The organism is Azonexus sp. GW821-FHT04F04 (genome assembly GCF_059420025.1).
On sequence record NZ_JBWKSX010000001.1, the window covers coordinates 19,799 to 37,291 of the forward strand.

Consider the following 17,493-nt stretch of genomic DNA (forward strand, 5'->3'; position numbering starts at 1 on the left):
ATTAAAGTGAAAAAAGAATTTTGTGCAATACAGCAATAGCAGAAGGCGTGCCAGGGCATTTTTTTGATCGAAATCAAAGGATTGCCCACTTCCAACCGGATCACGCACCATCCTGTCGCACCATTACAGTGCGGTTACAGAACGTTACGCACCACAGGTGAGCAGCCGTCAAAAACCGCAATAATTCCACTGTGTTAAACTGAAAACCTCACGGAGGACATCATGCTCGACCCCAAGACACTGGAAGAATTCGGCGCCAAGATCAGCGCCCTGCTGGCCAATTCGCCGGCCAAGGACATCGAAAAAAACGCCAAGATGGTGATGAGCGGCTTTTTCTCAAAACTCGATTTGGTGACCCGCGAAGAATTCGACGTTCAGGCGCAAGTTCTGGCCCGTACCCGCGAAAAGCTCAAGGATCTCGAAGCTCGCGTCGACGCGCTGGAAAAATCCCGCTCGGGCCAGTAGCCCGGCTACCGGCATGGCACTGGCCATCGCGCACAGTCGAGGACTGGATGGCCTGAACGCGCCGCCGGTGACGGTCGAGGCTCATCTGGCAAGTGGCCTGCCGAGCTTCACCCTCGTCGGCTTGCCGGACACCGAAGTCAAGGAAGCACGCGACCGCGTTCGCGCCGCCATCGTCAATTCCGGCTTCGAATTTCCGTCCAAACGAATTACGGTCAACCTGGCGCCCGCCGACCTGCCCAAGGAGTCCGGTCGTTTCGATCTGCCCATCGCGCTCGGCATCCTCGCCGCCAGCGGGCAGATTCCCGGCAAGCATCTGGCCGACTACGAATTTGCCGGGGAACTGTCGCTGTCCGGCGAACTGCGCCCGATTCGTGGCGCGCTGGCCATGGCCCTGCAGACGGCCGGCCATGGCAAGCATTTCATCCTTCCCGAAGCGAGCGCCCGTGAAGCGGCGCTGATCGGCAGCAATGAAATACTCTCGGCCCGTTCGCTGCTCGACGTCTGCGCCCACCTCGCCGAGCGCGAGACGCTGCCGCAGGCGATTGCCACGGTCAACCCGGAAAATCAGCCAATTTTCGCAGACCTTGCCGAGGTTCGCGGCCAGTCGCAAGCCAAGCGGGCGCTGGAGATTGCTGCGGCAGGCAACCATTCCTTATTGATGGTCGGGCCGCCTGGCTCGGGCAAATCCATGCTCGCTGCCCGCCTGCCCGGCCTCATGCCGGCACTGCAGGGCGAAGCGGCCAAGGCCTCGGCTGCCGTGCTGTCGCTGGTCGGCCAGTTTCGGCCGGAAGCCTTCGGCGTTCGCCCGTACAGACAACCGCACCACACCGCCTCGGCCGTGGCGCTGGTCGGCGGCGGTAATCCACCGCGACCCGGTGAAATCAGTCTGGCGCATCAGGGAATTTTATTTTTGGATGAGCTCCCGGAATTTGACCGAAAAGTGCTCGAAACACTGCGCGAACCGCTCGAATCCGGCCGCGTCCATATTGCCCGCGCCGCCCGGCAAGCCGAGTTTCCGGCCGAATTCCAGCTCATCGCGGCGATGAATCCGTGCCCATGCGGGCATCACGGCTCGTCGAAAGGCAAATGCCGTTGTACGCCCGATCAGATCGCCCGTTATCGTGGCAAGCTTTCCGGCCCTTTCCTCGACCGCATCGACCTGATCATCGAGGTTCCCGCCCTGTTGGCCGAAAGCCTGGCCGGCAAGACCGATGGCGAATCGTCAGCCACCGTTCGCGCCCGCGTCGAGCGAGCCCAGGATCGCCAGCACGCCCGGCAACAGAAACCGAATGCCCGCCTGAGCACCAAGGAAGTCGATGCCGGCTGCCAGCCGGACGCCACCGGCAACAAGTTGCTGCAACAGGCGACGACCCAGCTCGACCTGTCGGCCCGCGCCTGGCACCGCATTCTCAAAGTCGCGCGGACCATTGCTGACCTGGCCGCCAGCGACGACATCCGCGCCGCCCACGTCGCCGAGGCCATCCAGTATCGACGTTTCGCCCGTGGCTGAGCAGCAGACCCGGCGCGAGACGCGCGGCATCGCCATTTTGCTGGCATCGCTGGCGGCGCTCGGGCCGTTTTCCATCGACGCCTACCTACCGTCCTTCCCTGAGATCGCCGAAAAGCTCAACGCCACGCAGTTGGAAGTGCAGCAGACGCTGTCCATTTATCTGCTCTCGTTCGCCGTCATGACCCTATGGCATGGCGCCATTGCCGACCGCTTCGGCCGGCGCAACGTAATTCTTGTTGCCGTTGGCCTGTTCGCCGTCGCCTCGGCCGGTTGCACGCTGGCCACGCGCATCGAGCACCTGTGGTTCTGGCGGGCGATGCAGGGCATCACCGCCGGCGCCGGCATCGTCATCGGCCGCGCCATCGTCCGCGACCTGTTCGACGGCGCCCAAGCCCAGCGACTGATGTCGCAGATCACCATGATGTTTGCGCTGGCCCCGGCCATCGCCCCGGTGATCGGTGGCTGGCTGCAGATGTTCTTTGGCTGGCGTTCGGTTTTTGCCTTTCTGGTCGTGTCGACCGCAGCATTGTGGCTGGCCTGCTGGAAACTGCTGCCGGAAACCCTGCCCCCGGAAAAACGCCAGTCGCTACGCCCAGCCTACCTCGGCGCGACCTACTGGAAGGTCATGACTTCGCCCGCCTTCCTGTTTGTCTGCGCGGCAGTGTCACTCAATTTCGCCGGATTCTTCGTCTACGTGCTGTCGGCACCGGTCTTTTTGATGACCCATCTCGGCGTCCCGGAAACCGGATTTCTCTGGCTGTTCGGCCCGGCCATGGGTGGCATGATCTGCGGTTCGTGGCTGTCTGGACGCCTGGCCGGCAAGATATCGCCGAGTCGGACCATCCTGCTCGGTTACATGGTCATGGGCGGCGCCGCAACCTTCAACCTGATCATCAATCTCGTGCTGCCACCGGGGCTGCCGTGGAGCGTCATGCCGATCTTTGTCTACACGACGGGGATGTCGCTGGCCATGCCCAGCCTGACCCTTTTCGCCCTCGACCCTTTTCCAGCCCAACGCGGCCTTGCTGCCTCCTGCCAGACTTTCTTCCAGTCAGGTTTCAACAGTATTTCTGCGGCCCTCATCGCCCCCGCCCTGTGGGGCTCGACCCTGACCATGGCGTTCGGCATGGCCGGGCTGCTTCTGGTTGGCGGCATCGCCGCCCTGCTCCACCAGCGCCTACGTCTGAAACCAGGGTAGCCCGCGAAAGCGCCAGCCAGCCAGCGTGCCGCGGTGATAGTTCTCGTCGAGTGGCCCTTCGAAACCTTCGAGAACGTTGATGACCTGGGTGAAGCCCGCCGTCTCGAGGGCATCACCAGCATGGATCGAACGCTGGCCGCTGCGGCAGATGATCAGCACCGGCCGGTCCAGCTTGTTGCGCACGATCCGTTTGACCTTGTCGGTGAATTCCGGATCGATCTCCCAGTCCGGCCCTTCCTGCCAGGCGACATGCTCGGCGCCGGCCGGGTGGCCGACGTACATGTGCTCGATTTCCGTCCGGCAATCGATGAGCACGGCTTCAGGGTTCTCCTGAAGCAGGGCGTGGGCGGCGAGAGGGTCGAGATGCAGCATCGGCATATCCGAAAATTAGGGTAGTCCGATATTATGAAAGCAAGCCGCGCAAAGCGACAACCTGATCGAACCGCCCCATCGGAGCCCGCATGAAACTTCCCGCCTGGATCACGACCGCCGCGACGGCCCTCATCGCCGCCCTGCCCGGCTGCGACTACGTCAACATGCAGGAAATGAAGCCGGGCATCACAACGCAGGCCGAAGTCCGCGCCCGCATGGGCGACCCGGGCTTCGTGCACTGGAACAACGACGGCACGGCAACCTGGGAATACGCCCGGCAACCGAATGGCACCCACTGCTACATGATCACCTTCGGCAGCAATCAGGTGATCAGCAAGATCGAACAGGTGCTCAACGAGGCCAACTACGGCAAGGTCCGCGTCGGCATGAGCAAGGACGACATCCGCCGCCTGTTCGGCGCCCCGGCTACGAAGCAAGTCTTTGACAACCTGCGCGAGGAAATCTGGGAATGGCGCGTCGAGGGCATCCCGTCGACCGAGGAAACCTACTTCATGGTGCATTTCGACACCGAGCACGGCGGCGTCAAGAAAACCTCCAGCCGCGTCCAGCCCAAGGGTTGATTCAGGTTCAGTAAGTCAGCGTCCGCCACTCGGGATCGAGCCCGCGGACGACAAACGCCGTCGCCCCGGCATGGCGGCAGCCGACCAGCAGGCTTTCCCCTGCATTCACCCACTGCGCCTGCGCCATGCCGCAGGCGTAAAGCATGACGCCTTCCTGCTGCACTTCACGGAGAAAATCGCCGATCGACTTTTCCCTGTCCGGCGTGGCGTAGGCAGCATCGGCGACGCCGTCGACCAGCCAGCGCACGGCCGGCCCGGCAAAGTGGATTTCGACCTCGGCATCGAGCGCCCGCGCCGCCAGCGCGTGGATCAGCGGCGTAACGGCCAGTTCGGGATGATCGGGCGTCGCCGCCCAGATCAGGAAGGCCAGTTTGTCATCCAAAGCTCGCCTCCGGTTCAATCTTCAAAATGTGCTGGCGATAGACAGCCGCATCGACCAGCGTCAGCATTTCCTCGGCCCAGCGCGTCGGCCGGGCCCGCGCCATCCAGCCCTTGCCATACGGTTCAAGATTGACCAGCTTGGGCCGCTCCTCGGCCGCGTCGTTGCCTTCGAGCAAGACAAAAGACACCGGCGCATGCACCGCCAGCACCGTCTTGCGGCACTCCACCGTTCCCATTCCCCGCCCGATCTCCACCGCCGCCCCCTTCGGTTTGCTGGTGAAGGCGATGATCTCGCCAGCCAGAAAAATCCCGAAACTGGTCGCGCCGATCAGCACTTCGCCGTCAACAGTTTCCTGCACCCACATGTCGTGGCGCGGGCAGTAGAGGCGGTCGTCGGGGATGGTGCCGGTGAAGGGAGTGTGGGCCATGTCGAACGTTTGAGAAATGGGCTACGTTTGCATTGCATTCAGGACGCGAAGACGAGCCGAAGGCAGTGCTATTGCACGACGAGGCGAAGTCGACAAAGTCATGGATGCAATGCAAACGATAGCTGGCGGAAGAGAGCAGGAGTCGAACCTACCCAAACCTGTTTGACAGGTCCTGCCGGTTTTGAAGACCGGCCGTCCCACCGGGGAACGATCTCTTCCGTTGTTCATGATCCGAATTGCTCCGGCGAGCCCCGTAAAACATGGGTATCGCGCACGCGGCGAGTGTAGCCGATGCGGTCGAAGAATTCGAGGATGTGGATGGCCACCTTGCGGCCGCCGCCGATCTCGTCACGCAGGCTGGCAGCGCGGGCGCAGCCGTCGCGTTGGTTCAGTGCCGCGACTTTGCGGGCCAGTTCGGCGACGGCTTCGGCGGTAAAGAAATGGTCGTGCGCCACCGGCCAGGCGTCGCCGTGGCGGGCGATGCGTTTGAACAAGTTGCGCACGGTGTCTTCCCCGGTGCCGCTGGCCTTGGCGATGTCGCGCACGCGCGGCGGAGCGTAGGGTTCGGCGGAGAGCAGCTGTTTCAAGGTCTGCCACAGCTCGCGGTCGGCCACAGCGAGCTGGACGCGATGTTCCGGCAAGTGCAGCCAGGCGTTGGTCTGGGCGATGCGGCCATCGGCCAGCGGCGTGGCGAGCAGTGCGTCGAAAGCCGGGCGGGACAGCGTCGGCAGGGTCAGGCGGCGCAGGCGGTCGCGTTCGACGCCGGTGAGGTCGGGGGCGCGCTCGTGCTCGGCGGCGATGGCGGCGAGCAGGCGGGCTTCGAGTTCCTGCCAGCGACTCGGGGCGAAGGCGGTGGCGCCGACGACTTCGAGCTTCAGTTGCTGGCACAGCGCTCCGAGCGTGCCAGCGTCGAGATTGCGGTTGAGGGCGTGGGTGGCGAGGTCGACGCCGGCCGGCTGTTGTTCGGCGGCCAGTTGTAGCGCCGTCGCCGGGTTGGCGTCGGCCAGTGCGGCGAGCATGGCCAGGCGTTCCGGGCTGCTCTTCTTGCGGCTGGGCGGGAAGATGTCGAGCACGATGCCGCCGCCGATGGTGTGGCGGGCCGCGGCGTCGCGCAGGATGAAGCGGTCGCCGGCCAGCGCGCCGATTTCACGGTCAACGGCAATTTGGGCCCAATTTTCACATCCCGGCGCGATCTCGTCGGCACCGAGCAAGCCGATGCGGGCCGGGACGTCTTCGGCGCCGAGGTGGAGGTGCACCTGCGTCCAGTGCTTGAGCGCCGGCTGGCCGGAGAGGACGCGGATCCTGGCATCGAAGCGGCGGACCGAGGCGTGCAGCCCGGGCGCGACGATCCACTGGCCGCGTTCGACTTCGGATTTTTCAACGCCGGAGAGCGCCAGCGCGATGCGCTGCCCGGCGTGGCCGGATTCGGCCGGCGCATCCTGGACGCGCAGGCTGCGCACGCGGACGGGCTTGTTGGGTGGCGTGAGGATTAACTGATCGCCGACCTTGACCGAACCGGCGAAGGCTGTGCCGGTGACGACGGTACCGGCGCCGGACAGGGTGAAGCAGCGGTCGATGGCGAGGCGGAAGCCGCCGGCGCTCTGCCGCTCGCCCTGCTCCGCCGCAGCAGTTTCGAGATGGGCGCGCAACTCGGCGATGCCGTCGCCGCTGACGGCAGCGACCGGAAAGATCGGCGCGTCGGCCAGCGCGGTGCCGGCAAGCAATTCGGCAATTTCCGTTTTTGCCTCATTTTTCCGGTTGACCGTGGCAACGTCGATTTTGGTCAGCGCCACCGCGCCGCGCTGGATGCCGAGCAGTTCGACGATTTCCAGATGCTCGCGGGTCTGCGGCATCGGCCCGTCGTCGGCGGCAATCACCAGCAGCGCGAAATCGATGCCGGTGGCGCCAGCCAGCATGTTGTGGATGAGCTTTTCATGGCCGGGCACGTCGATGAAACCGAGCTTTTCGGTGTAGGCGTAGCCAAGGTCGACAGTGATGCCACGCGCCTTCTCTTCCTTCAGGCGGTCGCAGTCGACGCCGGTCAGGGCTTTGACCAGCGTGGTTTTGCCGTGGTCGATGTGGCCGGCGGTGCCGATGATCATGCAGCGCCCTCGCCGGGTTCGATCAGCGTGAACGTATCGCCACAGGCCAGACAGCCGGAGGCGAGCACATTGGCGCGCAACCCGCCGCGACCGAGCCAGTATTTGACGACTTCGGGCGCCGACAGGGTTTCGTTAGCCAGCCTCTGGCCCAGCGTGCGGCAGGGTTCGCAGGTTTCGACGCCAATCAGCAGGCAGCCGCCGAGGCGGAACTGCCGGCCGACCAGCCCGTTCAGGCGGATACCGCGCGTCACGACATTGCGGCGGGTCAGCGACAGATCGTTGGCACGCCCGGTATGGGCGCAGAAACGCTCGATTTCCTCGGCCTCGACCAGCGTCAATTGCTGACCGGCCCAGTTCGCCTTGGCGAAATGGCGGTCGCCAAGCACGCCCTGCCCGGCCAGCAACTCAAGCTGCCGGCATTCCCGCTGCGTTTCGCCGCGGGAGGGGCTGAGGAAAAGGCGTTGGACGACCATCTAGGCCGGCTGCCCCGAAAAATAGCGGATCGCCGCAGCCATCGCTTCGCCATCGGCGAGCACCGCATCCGGCGCCCCGCCTTTGCCCCAAAGCGGTTCCTGCCATTGCATGCCAAGGAATTCGGCGCACAGGCGATAGCTGTCGAGCATCGGCTGGGCCTTTTCGCGGTTGCCGCTGGTGGCGATGACCCACAGGCGCTTGCCGACCATCGCTTCCTTGAAATCGAGGCCGGGGACGCGCAGCCAGGCGCTCCAGTTGTCGAGATAGGTTTTCAGCGGCGACGGGATCGAGAACCAGTAGACCGGCGAGACGAAAACCAGGTCGGTGGCCGCCAGCGTGGCGTCGAGCAGGGACTTGGCGTCGGCCATCGGCATCGGATAGGTGCCGGCGGTATGGCGCAGATCGACGAAAGGCGGCAGTTCCAGGTCGGCCAGCTTGACCCAGGTTTGCTTGGTATCAGCCGACAGAGCGGCGGCGGCACGACGGGCCAGGGTTTCGCTGTTGCCGATGTGGCCCGGTTCGCGGGTACTGGCATTGAGGAAGAGGAATTTATGCATGGAAGACCCTGGGTTTTGGCTAAAGCTGGAATTCTAGCCGGGCCAGTTGCGCCACGAAGCGGGCTTCATCCTTCGCTTCGAGGCAACGCAGGTCGAGATGATAGGCATCGTCGCGGATGTAGCCGATGACCGGCGTCGGCAGGCTGCGGAAGGCGGATTCCACGGTCAACAGGAATTTTCCGGCTTTTTTGAAATTGGGCCGGACGACCAGCGCCGCCGACCGCAGGCGTTCGACCGGCAAGGCGCCGCTACCGATCTGGCTGCTGCAGGCTTCAACACTGACCGTCGCCAGTTCGCCGATGGCCGCCTGCACGGGCAGAAGCACGCGCTCGGCCAGCGCGCTGATTTCCGAGACAGGCCGGGTCAGCAGACGCAAGGTCGGCAGGCGTTCGGCCAGGCGATCCGGGTCGCGGTACAGACGCAGTGTCGCTTCGAGCGCCGCCAGGGTCGTCTTGCCGACACGCAGGGCGCGTTTGAGCGGGTTCTTCTTGATCTTCGCGATCAAGTCCTTGCGGCCAACGATGAGCCCGGCCTGCGGACCGCCGAGCAGCTTGTCGCCGGAGAAGGTGACGATGTCCGCCCCCGCCGCCAGCGCCTGCTGCGGCGTCGGCTCGGCCGGCAGGCCGTGGGCGGCGAAGTCGCACAGCGTGCCGCTGCCGAGGTCGATGACGAAAGGCAGGCCGGCGGTGTGGGCGATCCCGGCAATGACTTTTTCGTCGACCGCCGCCGTGAAGCCGGTGACGGCGTAATTGCTCGTGTGGATTTTCATGAGCAGCGCGGTTTTCGGGCCGATGGCTTCCTGAAAATCCTTGGCGTGGGTGCGGTTGGTCGTGCCGATTTCATGCAGCTTGACCTGCGCCCGACGCATCACGTCGGGGATGCGGAAAGCGCCGCCGATCTCGACCAGTTCACCGCGCGACACCACGGCCTCCTTGCCCTGGGCCAGCGCGTTGAGCGTCAGCAGCACGGCGGCGGCGTTATTGTTGACGATGGTCGCGGCGATGTCGGGCGAGCCGCCGGCGATCAGTTCAGCCAGCAGGCCGGAGACCAGATCGTCGCGGTCGCCACGCCCGCCGGAGGCCAGGTCGTATTCCAGCGCGCAGGGCGAACGGGCGGCGTCGACCATGGCAGCGATGGCCTCTTCGGCCAGTTGGGCGCGGCCAAGGTTGGTGTGGAGCACGGTGCCGGTCAGGTTGAAGACGGGACGCAGATTGGCCCGGCCGGCGTCGTCGGCGCGGCGGCGGATGGCTGATAACAGACTGTTTTCGTCGGGCAGCGGCAGGCCATGTTTGAGGCCCTCGCGGGCGGCGGCCAGTTCGGCCCGGACGCAACCGGTGACCAGCTGGCGGCCGTGCACTTCGATTAATTCAGGAATTTGCCCTAAAACGCGGTCGACCGCAGGAAGGTGTCTTTTTTCGTTCATGGCTTTCACCCGGACCGGGCAGAAAGGTTAATCAAATGGCTTTAGCCGCTATACGCGCCGATCAGCAGCAGATTCGGGCCGGAGCGCTCGTAACCGGCTTCGTCGACCAGCATGTCGAGGGCCAGCGTGGCGAGGTCGTCGGCCACCGGGTCGACGTGCGGGTCTTTCTCCTGATAGACGATTTTCAGGTAGCTCTTGCAGGCGTCGCAGGTTTCGGCGCGGACGGCGCCCTTCGAACCGTCGACCTCGTGCAGGGCGACTTCCTTGTCGGTGTCGCAGGCCGTGCAGGTAGCGCGCGGCACGTTCCATTCGGTGTTGCACAGGCTGCAATGCAGGTAGCGCAGGTTGTTGATGGCGGCGCCGAGGCGCACGACGCTGGCCACCGCCGGGCTGCCGCAGCACGGGCAGACGCCGTGGGCGTCGAGTTTTTGCAGCTGGCTGGCATCGAGCTGGCTGGCCAGCTGGGTGAAGACGACCTGCAGGGCGGCCGCGACAAAGGGCAGTTCGGCCGCGTCGCCGGCTTCGATCTCGCCGCTCAGCAGCGCATCGGCCAGCTTGTCGAGCCAGGTGTCGTCAGCGGCGAGCAATGCATCGAGCGAATTGCGGGCACCTTCCGGTGCATCTTTGTCCAGTTCGCGAATGATCTGACGCAGGGCGTCACGCCAGGCGCTCGGGCGAACGGCGAGATTCAACGGGGGCATGCCGTGGGTGCGCGCCTGTTCGAGCCTTGCGGCATCGGGCAGTGGCAGCACCGGCAAGGTTTTCAGGGCTGTGTGCTGGGCCCGGCTCAACTGGCCAAGAAAATCCAGCCAGTCGCCAAGGCTGTGGCCGCTGGCCAACGCAGCGAAGCGGTCGGCCCGGTCGGCAAACAGGGTGGTGGTCACCGGCAGCAGAATCGGTGCGGCTTCTTCGGCTGGCGGATGGAAATCGATTATTTGGGTCTGCATGTCAGCTCAAAAAAATGGGGGTTGCGGAACATTGCTCCGCAGAGCCCCCTAAACGCAAGGTAAAGCTAAATCGTTCCGGCAAATGACCGGGCGCCGCAGGATCAAGGCGCGCCCGCGCAGACAGTACACTTGGTACGGCCAGCGGGCGCAACGCCGAGCCTGCAAGCCCGGCCATTCGTTATTTGCCAGTCATCTGACGGTACCAGCCACGGTGATGCTGCTTGGCCCAGCCCCGGGTCACCGTGCCGTACCACATGGCGCGGATGGTGCCCTTGACCCAGATAGCGGCATAAACGTGAACCATGATCAGACCGATGATGACGGCGCCCGCAGCAGCGTGCACCACGGCGCCCATGCGGACGAGCGTGATGTCGAAGCCGAACCAGGCGCGCCAGATGAACAAGCCCGATACCGTCATGAGCAGCATGCAGATGGCCATCGCCCAGAACATGACTTTCTGGCCGCCGTTGTACTTGCCCTGCTCCGGCATGTTGTGGTCGTCGCCGTCCACCATCTGCTTGGCCTTGCTCAGCCATTCCTTATCCGCCGGCGTCATCTTGTTGAGATGCTTGAAGCGGAAAAAGAGAGCCAGGAAGGACAGCGCCATCAGCACCCCGAGGTAGGGGTGGATGATGCGTGCCCAGGTCGGCCCGCCGAACAACTGCGTCAGTGGGAAAAACGCCGGGTGGAAGAAGGCCAGACCGGAGAGGGCGAGCAGGATGAAGCTGATGCCCACCACCCAGTGATTGGCCCTTTCCCTGGGCTCGTAGCGCTTGAGGTCTTTCGGGTCGCGGATCATTTTGCATCCTCCTTCTCGATCTCGTCCTCGATCTCTTTCGAGACCTCGTTCGGACCCTTGGTCACGTAATGGAACAGGCTACCCAGCGCCACCGCCCCCATGGCCAGCGTTGCCAATGGCTTGGCGAAGCCCTTCCACAGCGAGACCAGCGGGCTGATCGACGGATTGGCCGGCAGGCCGGCATAGAGGTCGGGCTTGTCGGCGTGGTGCAGTACGTACATGACGTGCGTGCCGCCCACCCCTTGCGGGTCGTACAAACCAGCCTGATCGTAGCCACGTTCCTTGAGGTCGGTGACGCGCTTGGCCGCGTAGTCCTTCATGTCCTCCTTGCTGCCGAACTGGATCGCGCCAGTCGGGCAGGCCTTGGCACAGGCCGGAGCCTGGTTGACGGCCACCCGGTCGGAACACAGCGAGCACTTGTAGGCCTTGCTGTCCTCCTTCGAGATGCGGGGGACGTTGAACGGACAGCCGGTGACGCAGTAGCCGCAGCCGATGCAGTTTTCCTGATGGAAATCCACAATGCCGTTGCTGTACTGGATGATCGCGCCCGGGGCCGGGCAGGCCTTGAGGCAGCCGGGGTCGGCGCAGTGCATGCAGCCGTCCTTGCGGATCAGCCACTCGAGCTTGTTGTTCTGCTCGACCTCGGTAAAACGCATCACCGTCCACGATTTCGCCGTCAGGTCCATCGGGTTGTCGTAGACGCCGTGGCAGTTGCCGACTTCGTCGCGGATGTCGTTCCACTCCGAACAGGCGACCTGACACGCCTTGCAGCCGATACAGGCGGATACGTCGATAAGCTTGGCGATTTCGATGGTTTCCCGCACTTGCGTGGAGGGTGTCGTCGTCGCGGAGCGCTGTTTGATGTCTAGCGATTGCAGTGCCATGTCAGCTCTCCCTTAGATTTTCTCGACGGCGACCAGGAACGCCTTGAACTCAGGCGTCTGGACGTTGGCGTCGCCGACGAACGGCGTCAGGGTGTTGGTGAGGAAGCCAGGCTTCGTCGCCCCCTTGAAACCGAAGTGGATGGGAATGCCGACCGTGTGCACTTTCCGGCCATCGACCTCGAGCGCCTTGATCCGCTTGGTGACCACCGCCACGGCCTTGATGAAGCCGCGGTTGGAGCGCACCTTGACCTTGTCGCCGGCCACGATGCCCTTCTCCTTGGCCAGCTCCTCGCCGATTTCGACAAACTGTTCCGGCTGCATGATCGCGTTGATGCGGCTCTGCTTGGTCCAGTAGTGGAAATGCTCGGTCAGGCGGTAGGTGGTTGCCACGTACGGGAAGTCCTTGGCCGTGCCGAACGCTTCCATGTCGCCCTTGTACACCCGGGCGGCCGGATTGGACTTGGCCTTGGGGTTCTTCGGGTGCATCGGATTGGCTTCGAGCGGGCTTTCGAACGGCTCGTAGTGCTCGGGGAACGGTCCTTCGGCCATCATGTCGCGGGCAAACAGACGGGCCACGCCTTCGGGATTCATGATGAAGGGCATGACGTTCTGGTCGGGTGCGGCATCGGGGCGCATGTCGGGCACGTCGTTGCCGGCCCACTTGTCGCCGGCCCACTTGAGCACCGTCCGCTTCGCATCCCACGGCTTGCCGGCCAGGTCGGCCGAGGCACGGTTGTAGAGGATGCGCCGATTGACCGGCCAGGCGAAGCCCCAGTTCAGCGTCTGGCCGAGGCCGGACGGATCACTGTTGTCGCGCCGCGCCGAGTTGTTGCCGGCCTGCGACCAGACCCCGGAATAGATCCAGTTGCCGCAACTCGTCGAACCGTCGTCACGCAGCATGGCAAAGCTCGGCAATTGCTCGCCAGCCTTGACCAGAACCTTGGTCGGATCCTTCGGGTCGAGCACGTCGGCCAGCGCCTTGCCGTTGATTTCGCGCAGGAGTTCCTCCGGCGACGGCTTGGTCGGCTGGTTGTAGGCCCAGGTCAGCTTGAGGATCGGGTCGGGGAAGGCACCGCCATCCTTGGCATACATTTCCTTCAACTTCAGGAAAAGCGTCGCCATGATTTCGGTGTCGTCCTTCGAGTCGCCCGGCGCATCCGCCGCCTTCCAGCGCCACTGGATGACGCGGCCGGAGTTGGTGAAGGTGCCGGCGGTTTCGGCGAACAGCGAGGTTGGGAGGCGGAAGACTTCGGTCTGAATCTCGGCCGGCTTCACATCGTTGAACTCGCCATGCGGCTTCCAGAACTCGGAAGTGTCGGTCGCCAGCGGGTCCATGATGACCAGCCACTTGAGCTTGGCCAAGCCGTCACCGACCTTCTTCTTGTTCGGCACCGAGGCCAGCGGGTTGAAGCCCTGACAGAAGAAGCCGTTGATCTTGCCTTCGTACATCGCATTGAAGATCGACAGCGTGTCGGACGCGCCGCCCAGCTTGGGCAGGTAGTCGTAGGCGAAGCCGTTCTCCTTGGTTGCCGCATCGCCCCACCAGGCCTTGCACAGGCTGGTAAACCACTTGGGGAAGTTCTGCGGGAAGTTCATCTGGCCCGGCCGCAAGGGCTTGGGCGTGCGCGCTGCCAGATAGGTCTCGCGGTCCTTGTCGGCGTCGGTCGGCGCCTTCAGGTAACCCGGCAGGTTCTGCGCGTACAGGCACATGTCGGTGATGCCCTGGACGTTGGCATGACCACGCAGCGCGCCGATGCCGCCACCCGCCATGCCCATGTTGCCGAGCAGTTGCTGGATGATCGCCATGCAGCGGATGTTCTGCGAACCGACCGAATGCTCGGTCCAGCCCAGCGCGTAGAGGCTGGTCATCGTCTTGTCCGGCGCTGCCGTCGCGGCGATGTATTCGCAGACCTTGAGGAAGGCCTCCTTCGGCGTGCCGCAGATCTTGCTCACCATCTCCGGCGTGTAGCGGGCATAGTGCGCTTTCATCAATTGAAAGGCGCAACGCGGGTCCTGCAGGGTTTCATCGACCTTGGCGAAGCCGTCCTCGCCCATCTGGTATTTCCAGGTGGACTTGTCGTAGCTGCGCTTCTCTTCGTTGTAACCGGTGAAGATGCCGTCCTCGAAACCAAAGCCGCCATCGATCAGGAAGGATGCGTTGGTATACGCCTTCACATAGTCGTGATGGATCTTGTCGTTCGACAACAGGTAATTGATGACGCCGCCGAGGAAGGCGATGTCGGTACCGGATCGGACCGGCGCGTAATAGTCGGCCACGGATGCGGTGCGGTTGAAACGCGGATCGACGACGACCAGTTTGGCCTTGCGTGTCTTCTTTGCTTCGATCGCCCACTTGAAGCCGCAGGGATGCGCTTCAGCGGGATTGCCGCCCATGACAAAAACCAGATCAGCGTTCTTGATGTCCACCCAGTGGTTGGTCATCGCACCACGCCCAAAACTCGGAGCCAGACTGGCCACCGTAGGGGAGTGTCAAATGCGAGCCTGGGTATCGAGACCGGTGATGCCGAGTGCGCGAAGCGTCTTGACCGTCAGGTAGCCTGCTTCGTTCTGCGCCGCAGACGAGGCCAGGAAGCCGGTCGTGGTCCACCGGTTGACGGTCTGGCCGTCCTTGTTCTGCGCCATGAAATTGGCGTCGCGGTCGGCCTTCATGTGCTTGGCGATGCGCTCGAAGGCTTCCTGCCAGGAAATCTTCTTCCATTCGTTCGTGCCAGCCTCCCGCACTTCCGGCCACTTCAGGCGATTGGCGCTCTGCACCATGTCGCGCAGGCCGGCGCCCTTCGGGCACAAGGTGCCGCGATTGACCGGATTATCCGGGTCGCCTTCGATGTGGATGATCTCGGCCGGGGTGTTTTTCGACTTGTCCCCTGTCGAGTAGATCAGCACGCCGCAGGACACCGAGCAGTACGGACAGATGTTCCGTGTTTCGGTGGCGCGGGCGAGCTTGAAGGTGCGTACTTCCGCCTGGGCTGCGGTCGGCGAGAAACCCATCAAGGCGATGGATGACCCACTGAGCCCGGCGGAGCAGACCTTGAAGAACTGCCGCCTGTTCATGTTCATTGTGTTTTTCCTCCTCATGCGACCCCATGTCGCAAGGGGAAAACATCGCAACGAATGTGCCATCGGCGTAAGTCATTGAACGATGGGGAATCAGCGATTCAGACGGAAGGAGAAAACCGGGACATTTTGTCCATCGCCACCGCGAGTGGGACATTTTGTCCCGCCCCGCAAACCGCGCCAACGCCTTCCGGACAACGACGGAAACCGGCCATTCCCACGGTCAACCGGAAATAGCGGCCAAAATTGAAATACTCATCCGGCGCAAATCAGAAGGTGATCACCTTGTCCGCCGCCAGCGTCGCCTCGGCCAGCTCGACCAGCGTGCCGATAGATGTGCCGGGAATCAGCGGCAACTCGCCAAGCCCACGGGCCAGCGCGCAAGTCCGGCACAGGCGAATGTCGACGCCCTGCCCGACCAGTCCCTCGACCATGCCCTGCAGCCCATTGCCGGCGCCGTCGATCTGGTTCGGCAAACCAAGCACCGTGGCGTCGGACATCAAGAAAATGCGCACCGCCGGCTTGGCGTCGCTACCGGCCAAGGCCGTGGCCAGACGCAAAGCGGACAGGCAGCGCTCGCTGCCGTAGGGGGCGGCGTTGATGATGATCAGGATGTTTTGCATGGAAGCTCCTTACTGCAAGGCATTGGCAATGAGGCGAAAGCTGTTCAGCCCCGCCTCCAGGTTTTCGATGATGTCGCCAGCCAGCTCATCCGGCTCCGGCAGGTTATCGAGGTCAGCCAGGCTCTTGTCCTTGAGCCAGAAAATATCCAGGCTGGTCTTGTCGCGGGCGACGATCTGCTCATAGCTGAACTTGCGCCAGCGGCCTTCCGGGTTTTCAATTTCGTGCCAAATTTCCTGTCGACCGTGGCGATTGTGCGGCTGATAGCAGGTGACGAAATCCGCCAGATCCCCGTAGCGAAGAGGCTTCTTTTTCAGCGTGTGGTGGATGTTGGTGCGGTAGTCGTACACCCAAACCTCGCGCGTCCACGCTTCCTTGCGGGCCGGCTGGTTGTCGAAGAACAGCACGTTCGCCTTGACGCCGTTGGCGTAGAAAATCCCCGTCGGCAGGCGCAGGATGGTGTGCAAATCGGTGGTTTCAAGCAACTTGCGGCGCACCGTCTCGCCCGCCCCGCCCTCGAACAGCACATTGTCCGGCACCACCACGGCAGCGCGGCCGGTACTCTTCAACAGGCTCTTGATGTGCTGCACGAAATTAAGCTGCTTGTTCGAGGTCGTCGCCCAGAAATCCTGGCGGTTGTAAGTCAGCGCATCGGTTTCCTGCTCGCCTTCCTCGTTGGTGAAGCTCATGCTGCTCTTCTTGCCGAAGGGCGGATTGGCCAGCACGTAATCGAAAGTCTGCGCCGGCGCGGCAACCAACGCATCGTTCGGCGAAATCGGGCTGTCGCCGTCGATCTCGCCGATGTTGTGCAGAAACATGTTCATCAGCGCCAGGCGGCGCGTGCCGGCGACGATCTCGTTGCCAAAAAAAGTGTCGTGCTTGAGGAAAGCCCGCTGCTCGCTGTCCATGCCCGGATACGTGGCAACCAGAAAATCGTAGGCCGCGAGGAAAAAGCCGCCGGTGCCACAGGCCGGGTCGGCAATCGTCTTGTTCGGCAGCGGCCGCATGCACTCGACCATCGCCCGAATTAACGGCCGTGGCGTGAAATACTGCCCCGCCCCCGACTTCGTATCCTCGGCGTTGCGCTCCAGCAACCCCTCGTAAATGTCGCCCTTGACGTCCGCCCCCAGCGTCACCCAACTGGTTTCATCGACCATGTCGATCAACCGCGACAGCTTGGCCGGGTCCTGAATCTTGTTCTGCGCCTTGGTGAAAATCTGCCCGAGCAAGCCCGGCTTGTTGCCCAGCTCGCGCAGCACCGTCACGTAATGCACCTCCAGCGCCGCCCCGCGCGCGCCCTTCAGGCTGGCCCATCCGAGGCCTTCGGGAATACCGATCTTGCGGCTGTACGGCGGCCGGCCGTACTCGTCGGCCATTTTCAGGAAGATCAGGTAAGTCAGCTGTTCGAGGTAGTCGCCATAGCTGACCCCGTCGTCGCGCAGCGTGGTACAGAAGCTCCAGACGCGGGAGACGATAGATGCGGTTGCGTTCATTTCGGTAAGACTTTCAAACAAATTTGATGCGGAAGCTCTGGAGGTATGGCGCCTAACCTCCAGAGTTAAAGGAGCTTAGCTGTGGAGGTATACCAGTGGCGCCCTTGAGGTATCGCCAAGTTAAAGGCGATAACGCCCACTTGTTGGCCAGTAATCAAGAGTTTTACGGAGCAATAATAGGCC

The 17,493-nt window shown here is 63.3% G+C and carries 17 protein-coding genes and 1 tRNA gene; 4 read left to right on the plus strand and 14 right to left on the minus strand.

What is annotated here, in order from left to right:
• The first annotated feature begins 222 nt into the window (after positions 1-222).
• The 3 genes from AC07TV_RS00115 to AC07TV_RS00125 are packed head-to-tail and all read left to right on the plus strand — an operon-like array spanning position 223 to position 3,173.
• Positions 223-465: an accessory factor UbiK family protein gene (locus AC07TV_RS00115; RefSeq protein ID WP_226403269.1), complete on the plus strand. Its 243-nt coding sequence runs from the start codon at positions 223-225 to the stop codon at positions 463-465.
• 13 nt (positions 466-478) lie between these two features.
• Positions 479-1,975: a YifB family Mg chelatase-like AAA ATPase gene (locus tag AC07TV_RS00120; RefSeq protein ID WP_494646364.1), complete on the plus strand. Its 1,497-nt coding sequence runs from the start codon at positions 479-481 to the stop codon at positions 1,973-1,975.
• Positions 1,968-3,173 (plus strand): multidrug effflux MFS transporter, encoded by a 1,206-nt coding sequence (locus AC07TV_RS00125; protein WP_494646365.1) that lies wholly within the window; start codon positions 1,968-1,970, stop codon positions 3,171-3,173. Before AC07TV_RS00120 ends, AC07TV_RS00125 begins: the two co-directional genes overlap by 8 nt.
• On the opposite strand, the gene AC07TV_RS00130 is transcribed toward AC07TV_RS00125, so the two are convergent.
• Entirely contained in the window at positions 3,153-3,545 is a 393-nt protein-coding gene (locus AC07TV_RS00130) for a rhodanese-like domain-containing protein (RefSeq protein ID WP_494646366.1), read from the minus strand. The genes AC07TV_RS00125 and AC07TV_RS00130 overlap by 21 nt on opposite strands.
• Positions 3,546-3,634: 89 nt before the next feature.
• On the opposite strand from AC07TV_RS00130, the gene bamE reads away from it, so the two are divergent.
• Entirely contained in the window at positions 3,635-4,126 is a 492-nt protein-coding gene (gene bamE / locus AC07TV_RS00135; RefSeq protein WP_494646367.1) for an outer membrane protein assembly factor BamE domain-containing protein, read from the plus strand.
• 7 nt (positions 4,127-4,133) lie between these two features.
• On the opposite strand, the gene AC07TV_RS00140 is transcribed toward bamE, so the two are convergent.
• The 13 genes from AC07TV_RS00140 to AC07TV_RS00200 form a co-directional block, all read right to left on the minus strand.
• On the minus strand, positions 4,134-4,508 hold the full coding sequence (locus tag AC07TV_RS00140) for a DsrE family protein (RefSeq protein ID WP_494646368.1): 375 nt from the start codon (positions 4,506-4,508) through the stop codon (positions 4,134-4,136).
• Positions 4,501-4,935, minus strand: a complete 435-nt coding sequence (locus AC07TV_RS00145; RefSeq protein WP_494646369.1) for a glycine cleavage system protein H — start codon at positions 4,933-4,935, stop codon at positions 4,501-4,503. Before AC07TV_RS00145 ends, AC07TV_RS00140 begins: the two co-directional genes overlap by 8 nt.
• Positions 4,936-5,058: 123 nt before the next feature.
• Positions 5,059-5,154 (minus strand) — tRNA-Sec (locus AC07TV_RS00150).
• Positions 5,155-5,159: 5 nt separating this feature from the next.
• Positions 5,160-7,037, minus strand: a complete 1,878-nt coding sequence (selB, locus tag AC07TV_RS00155; protein ID WP_494646370.1) for a selenocysteine-specific translation elongation factor — start codon at positions 7,035-7,037, stop codon at positions 5,160-5,162.
• A complete protein-coding gene (locus AC07TV_RS00160) occupies positions 7,034-7,510 on the minus strand; it encodes an MOSC domain-containing protein (protein ID WP_494646371.1) in 477 nt (158 codons plus the stop codon). Before AC07TV_RS00160 ends, selB begins: the two co-directional genes overlap by 4 nt.
• A complete protein-coding gene (locus AC07TV_RS00165; protein WP_494646372.1) occupies positions 7,511-8,068 on the minus strand; it encodes an NAD(P)H-dependent oxidoreductase in 558 nt (185 codons plus the stop codon).
• Between the two features lie 19 nt (positions 8,069-8,087).
• The gene (selA, locus tag AC07TV_RS00170) at positions 8,088-9,491 is read right to left on the minus strand and encodes an L-seryl-tRNA(Sec) selenium transferase (RefSeq protein WP_494646373.1); all 1,404 of its coding nucleotides are present in this window, start codon (positions 9,489-9,491) and stop codon (positions 8,088-8,090) included.
• A gap of 41 nt (positions 9,492-9,532) precedes the next feature.
• Positions 9,533-10,438: a formate dehydrogenase accessory protein FdhE gene (gene fdhE / locus AC07TV_RS00175; protein ID WP_494646374.1), complete on the minus strand. Its 906-nt coding sequence runs from the start codon at positions 10,436-10,438 to the stop codon at positions 9,533-9,535.
• A 178-nt stretch (positions 10,439-10,616) separates the two neighbouring features.
• Positions 10,617-11,237 carry a formate dehydrogenase subunit gamma gene (locus AC07TV_RS00180; protein ID WP_494646375.1) on the minus strand — a complete coding sequence of 207 codons (621 nt, stop codon included), beginning with the start codon at positions 11,235-11,237 and terminating at the stop codon, positions 10,617-10,619.
• Positions 11,234-12,121 (minus strand): formate dehydrogenase subunit beta, encoded by an 888-nt coding sequence (fdxH, locus tag AC07TV_RS00185; protein ID WP_494646376.1) that lies wholly within the window; start codon positions 12,119-12,121, stop codon positions 11,234-11,236. The genes AC07TV_RS00180 and fdxH overlap by 4 nt, the downstream gene beginning before the upstream one ends.
• Before the next feature lie 12 nt (positions 12,122-12,133).
• Entirely contained in the window at positions 12,134-15,199 is a 3,066-nt protein-coding gene (gene fdnG / locus AC07TV_RS00190) for a formate dehydrogenase-N subunit alpha (RefSeq protein ID WP_494646377.1), read from the minus strand.
• Between the two features lie 266 nt (positions 15,200-15,465).
• Positions 15,466-15,819, minus strand: coding sequence for a DsrE/DsrF/TusD sulfur relay family protein (locus AC07TV_RS00195; protein ID WP_226496735.1), 354 nt, complete (start codon positions 15,817-15,819; stop codon positions 15,466-15,468).
• Between the two features lie 9 nt (positions 15,820-15,828).
• Positions 15,829-17,310, minus strand: coding sequence for a class I SAM-dependent DNA methyltransferase (locus tag AC07TV_RS00200; protein ID WP_494646378.1), 1,482 nt, complete (start codon positions 17,308-17,310; stop codon positions 15,829-15,831).
• Between the last annotated feature and the right edge of the window lie 183 nt (positions 17,311-17,493).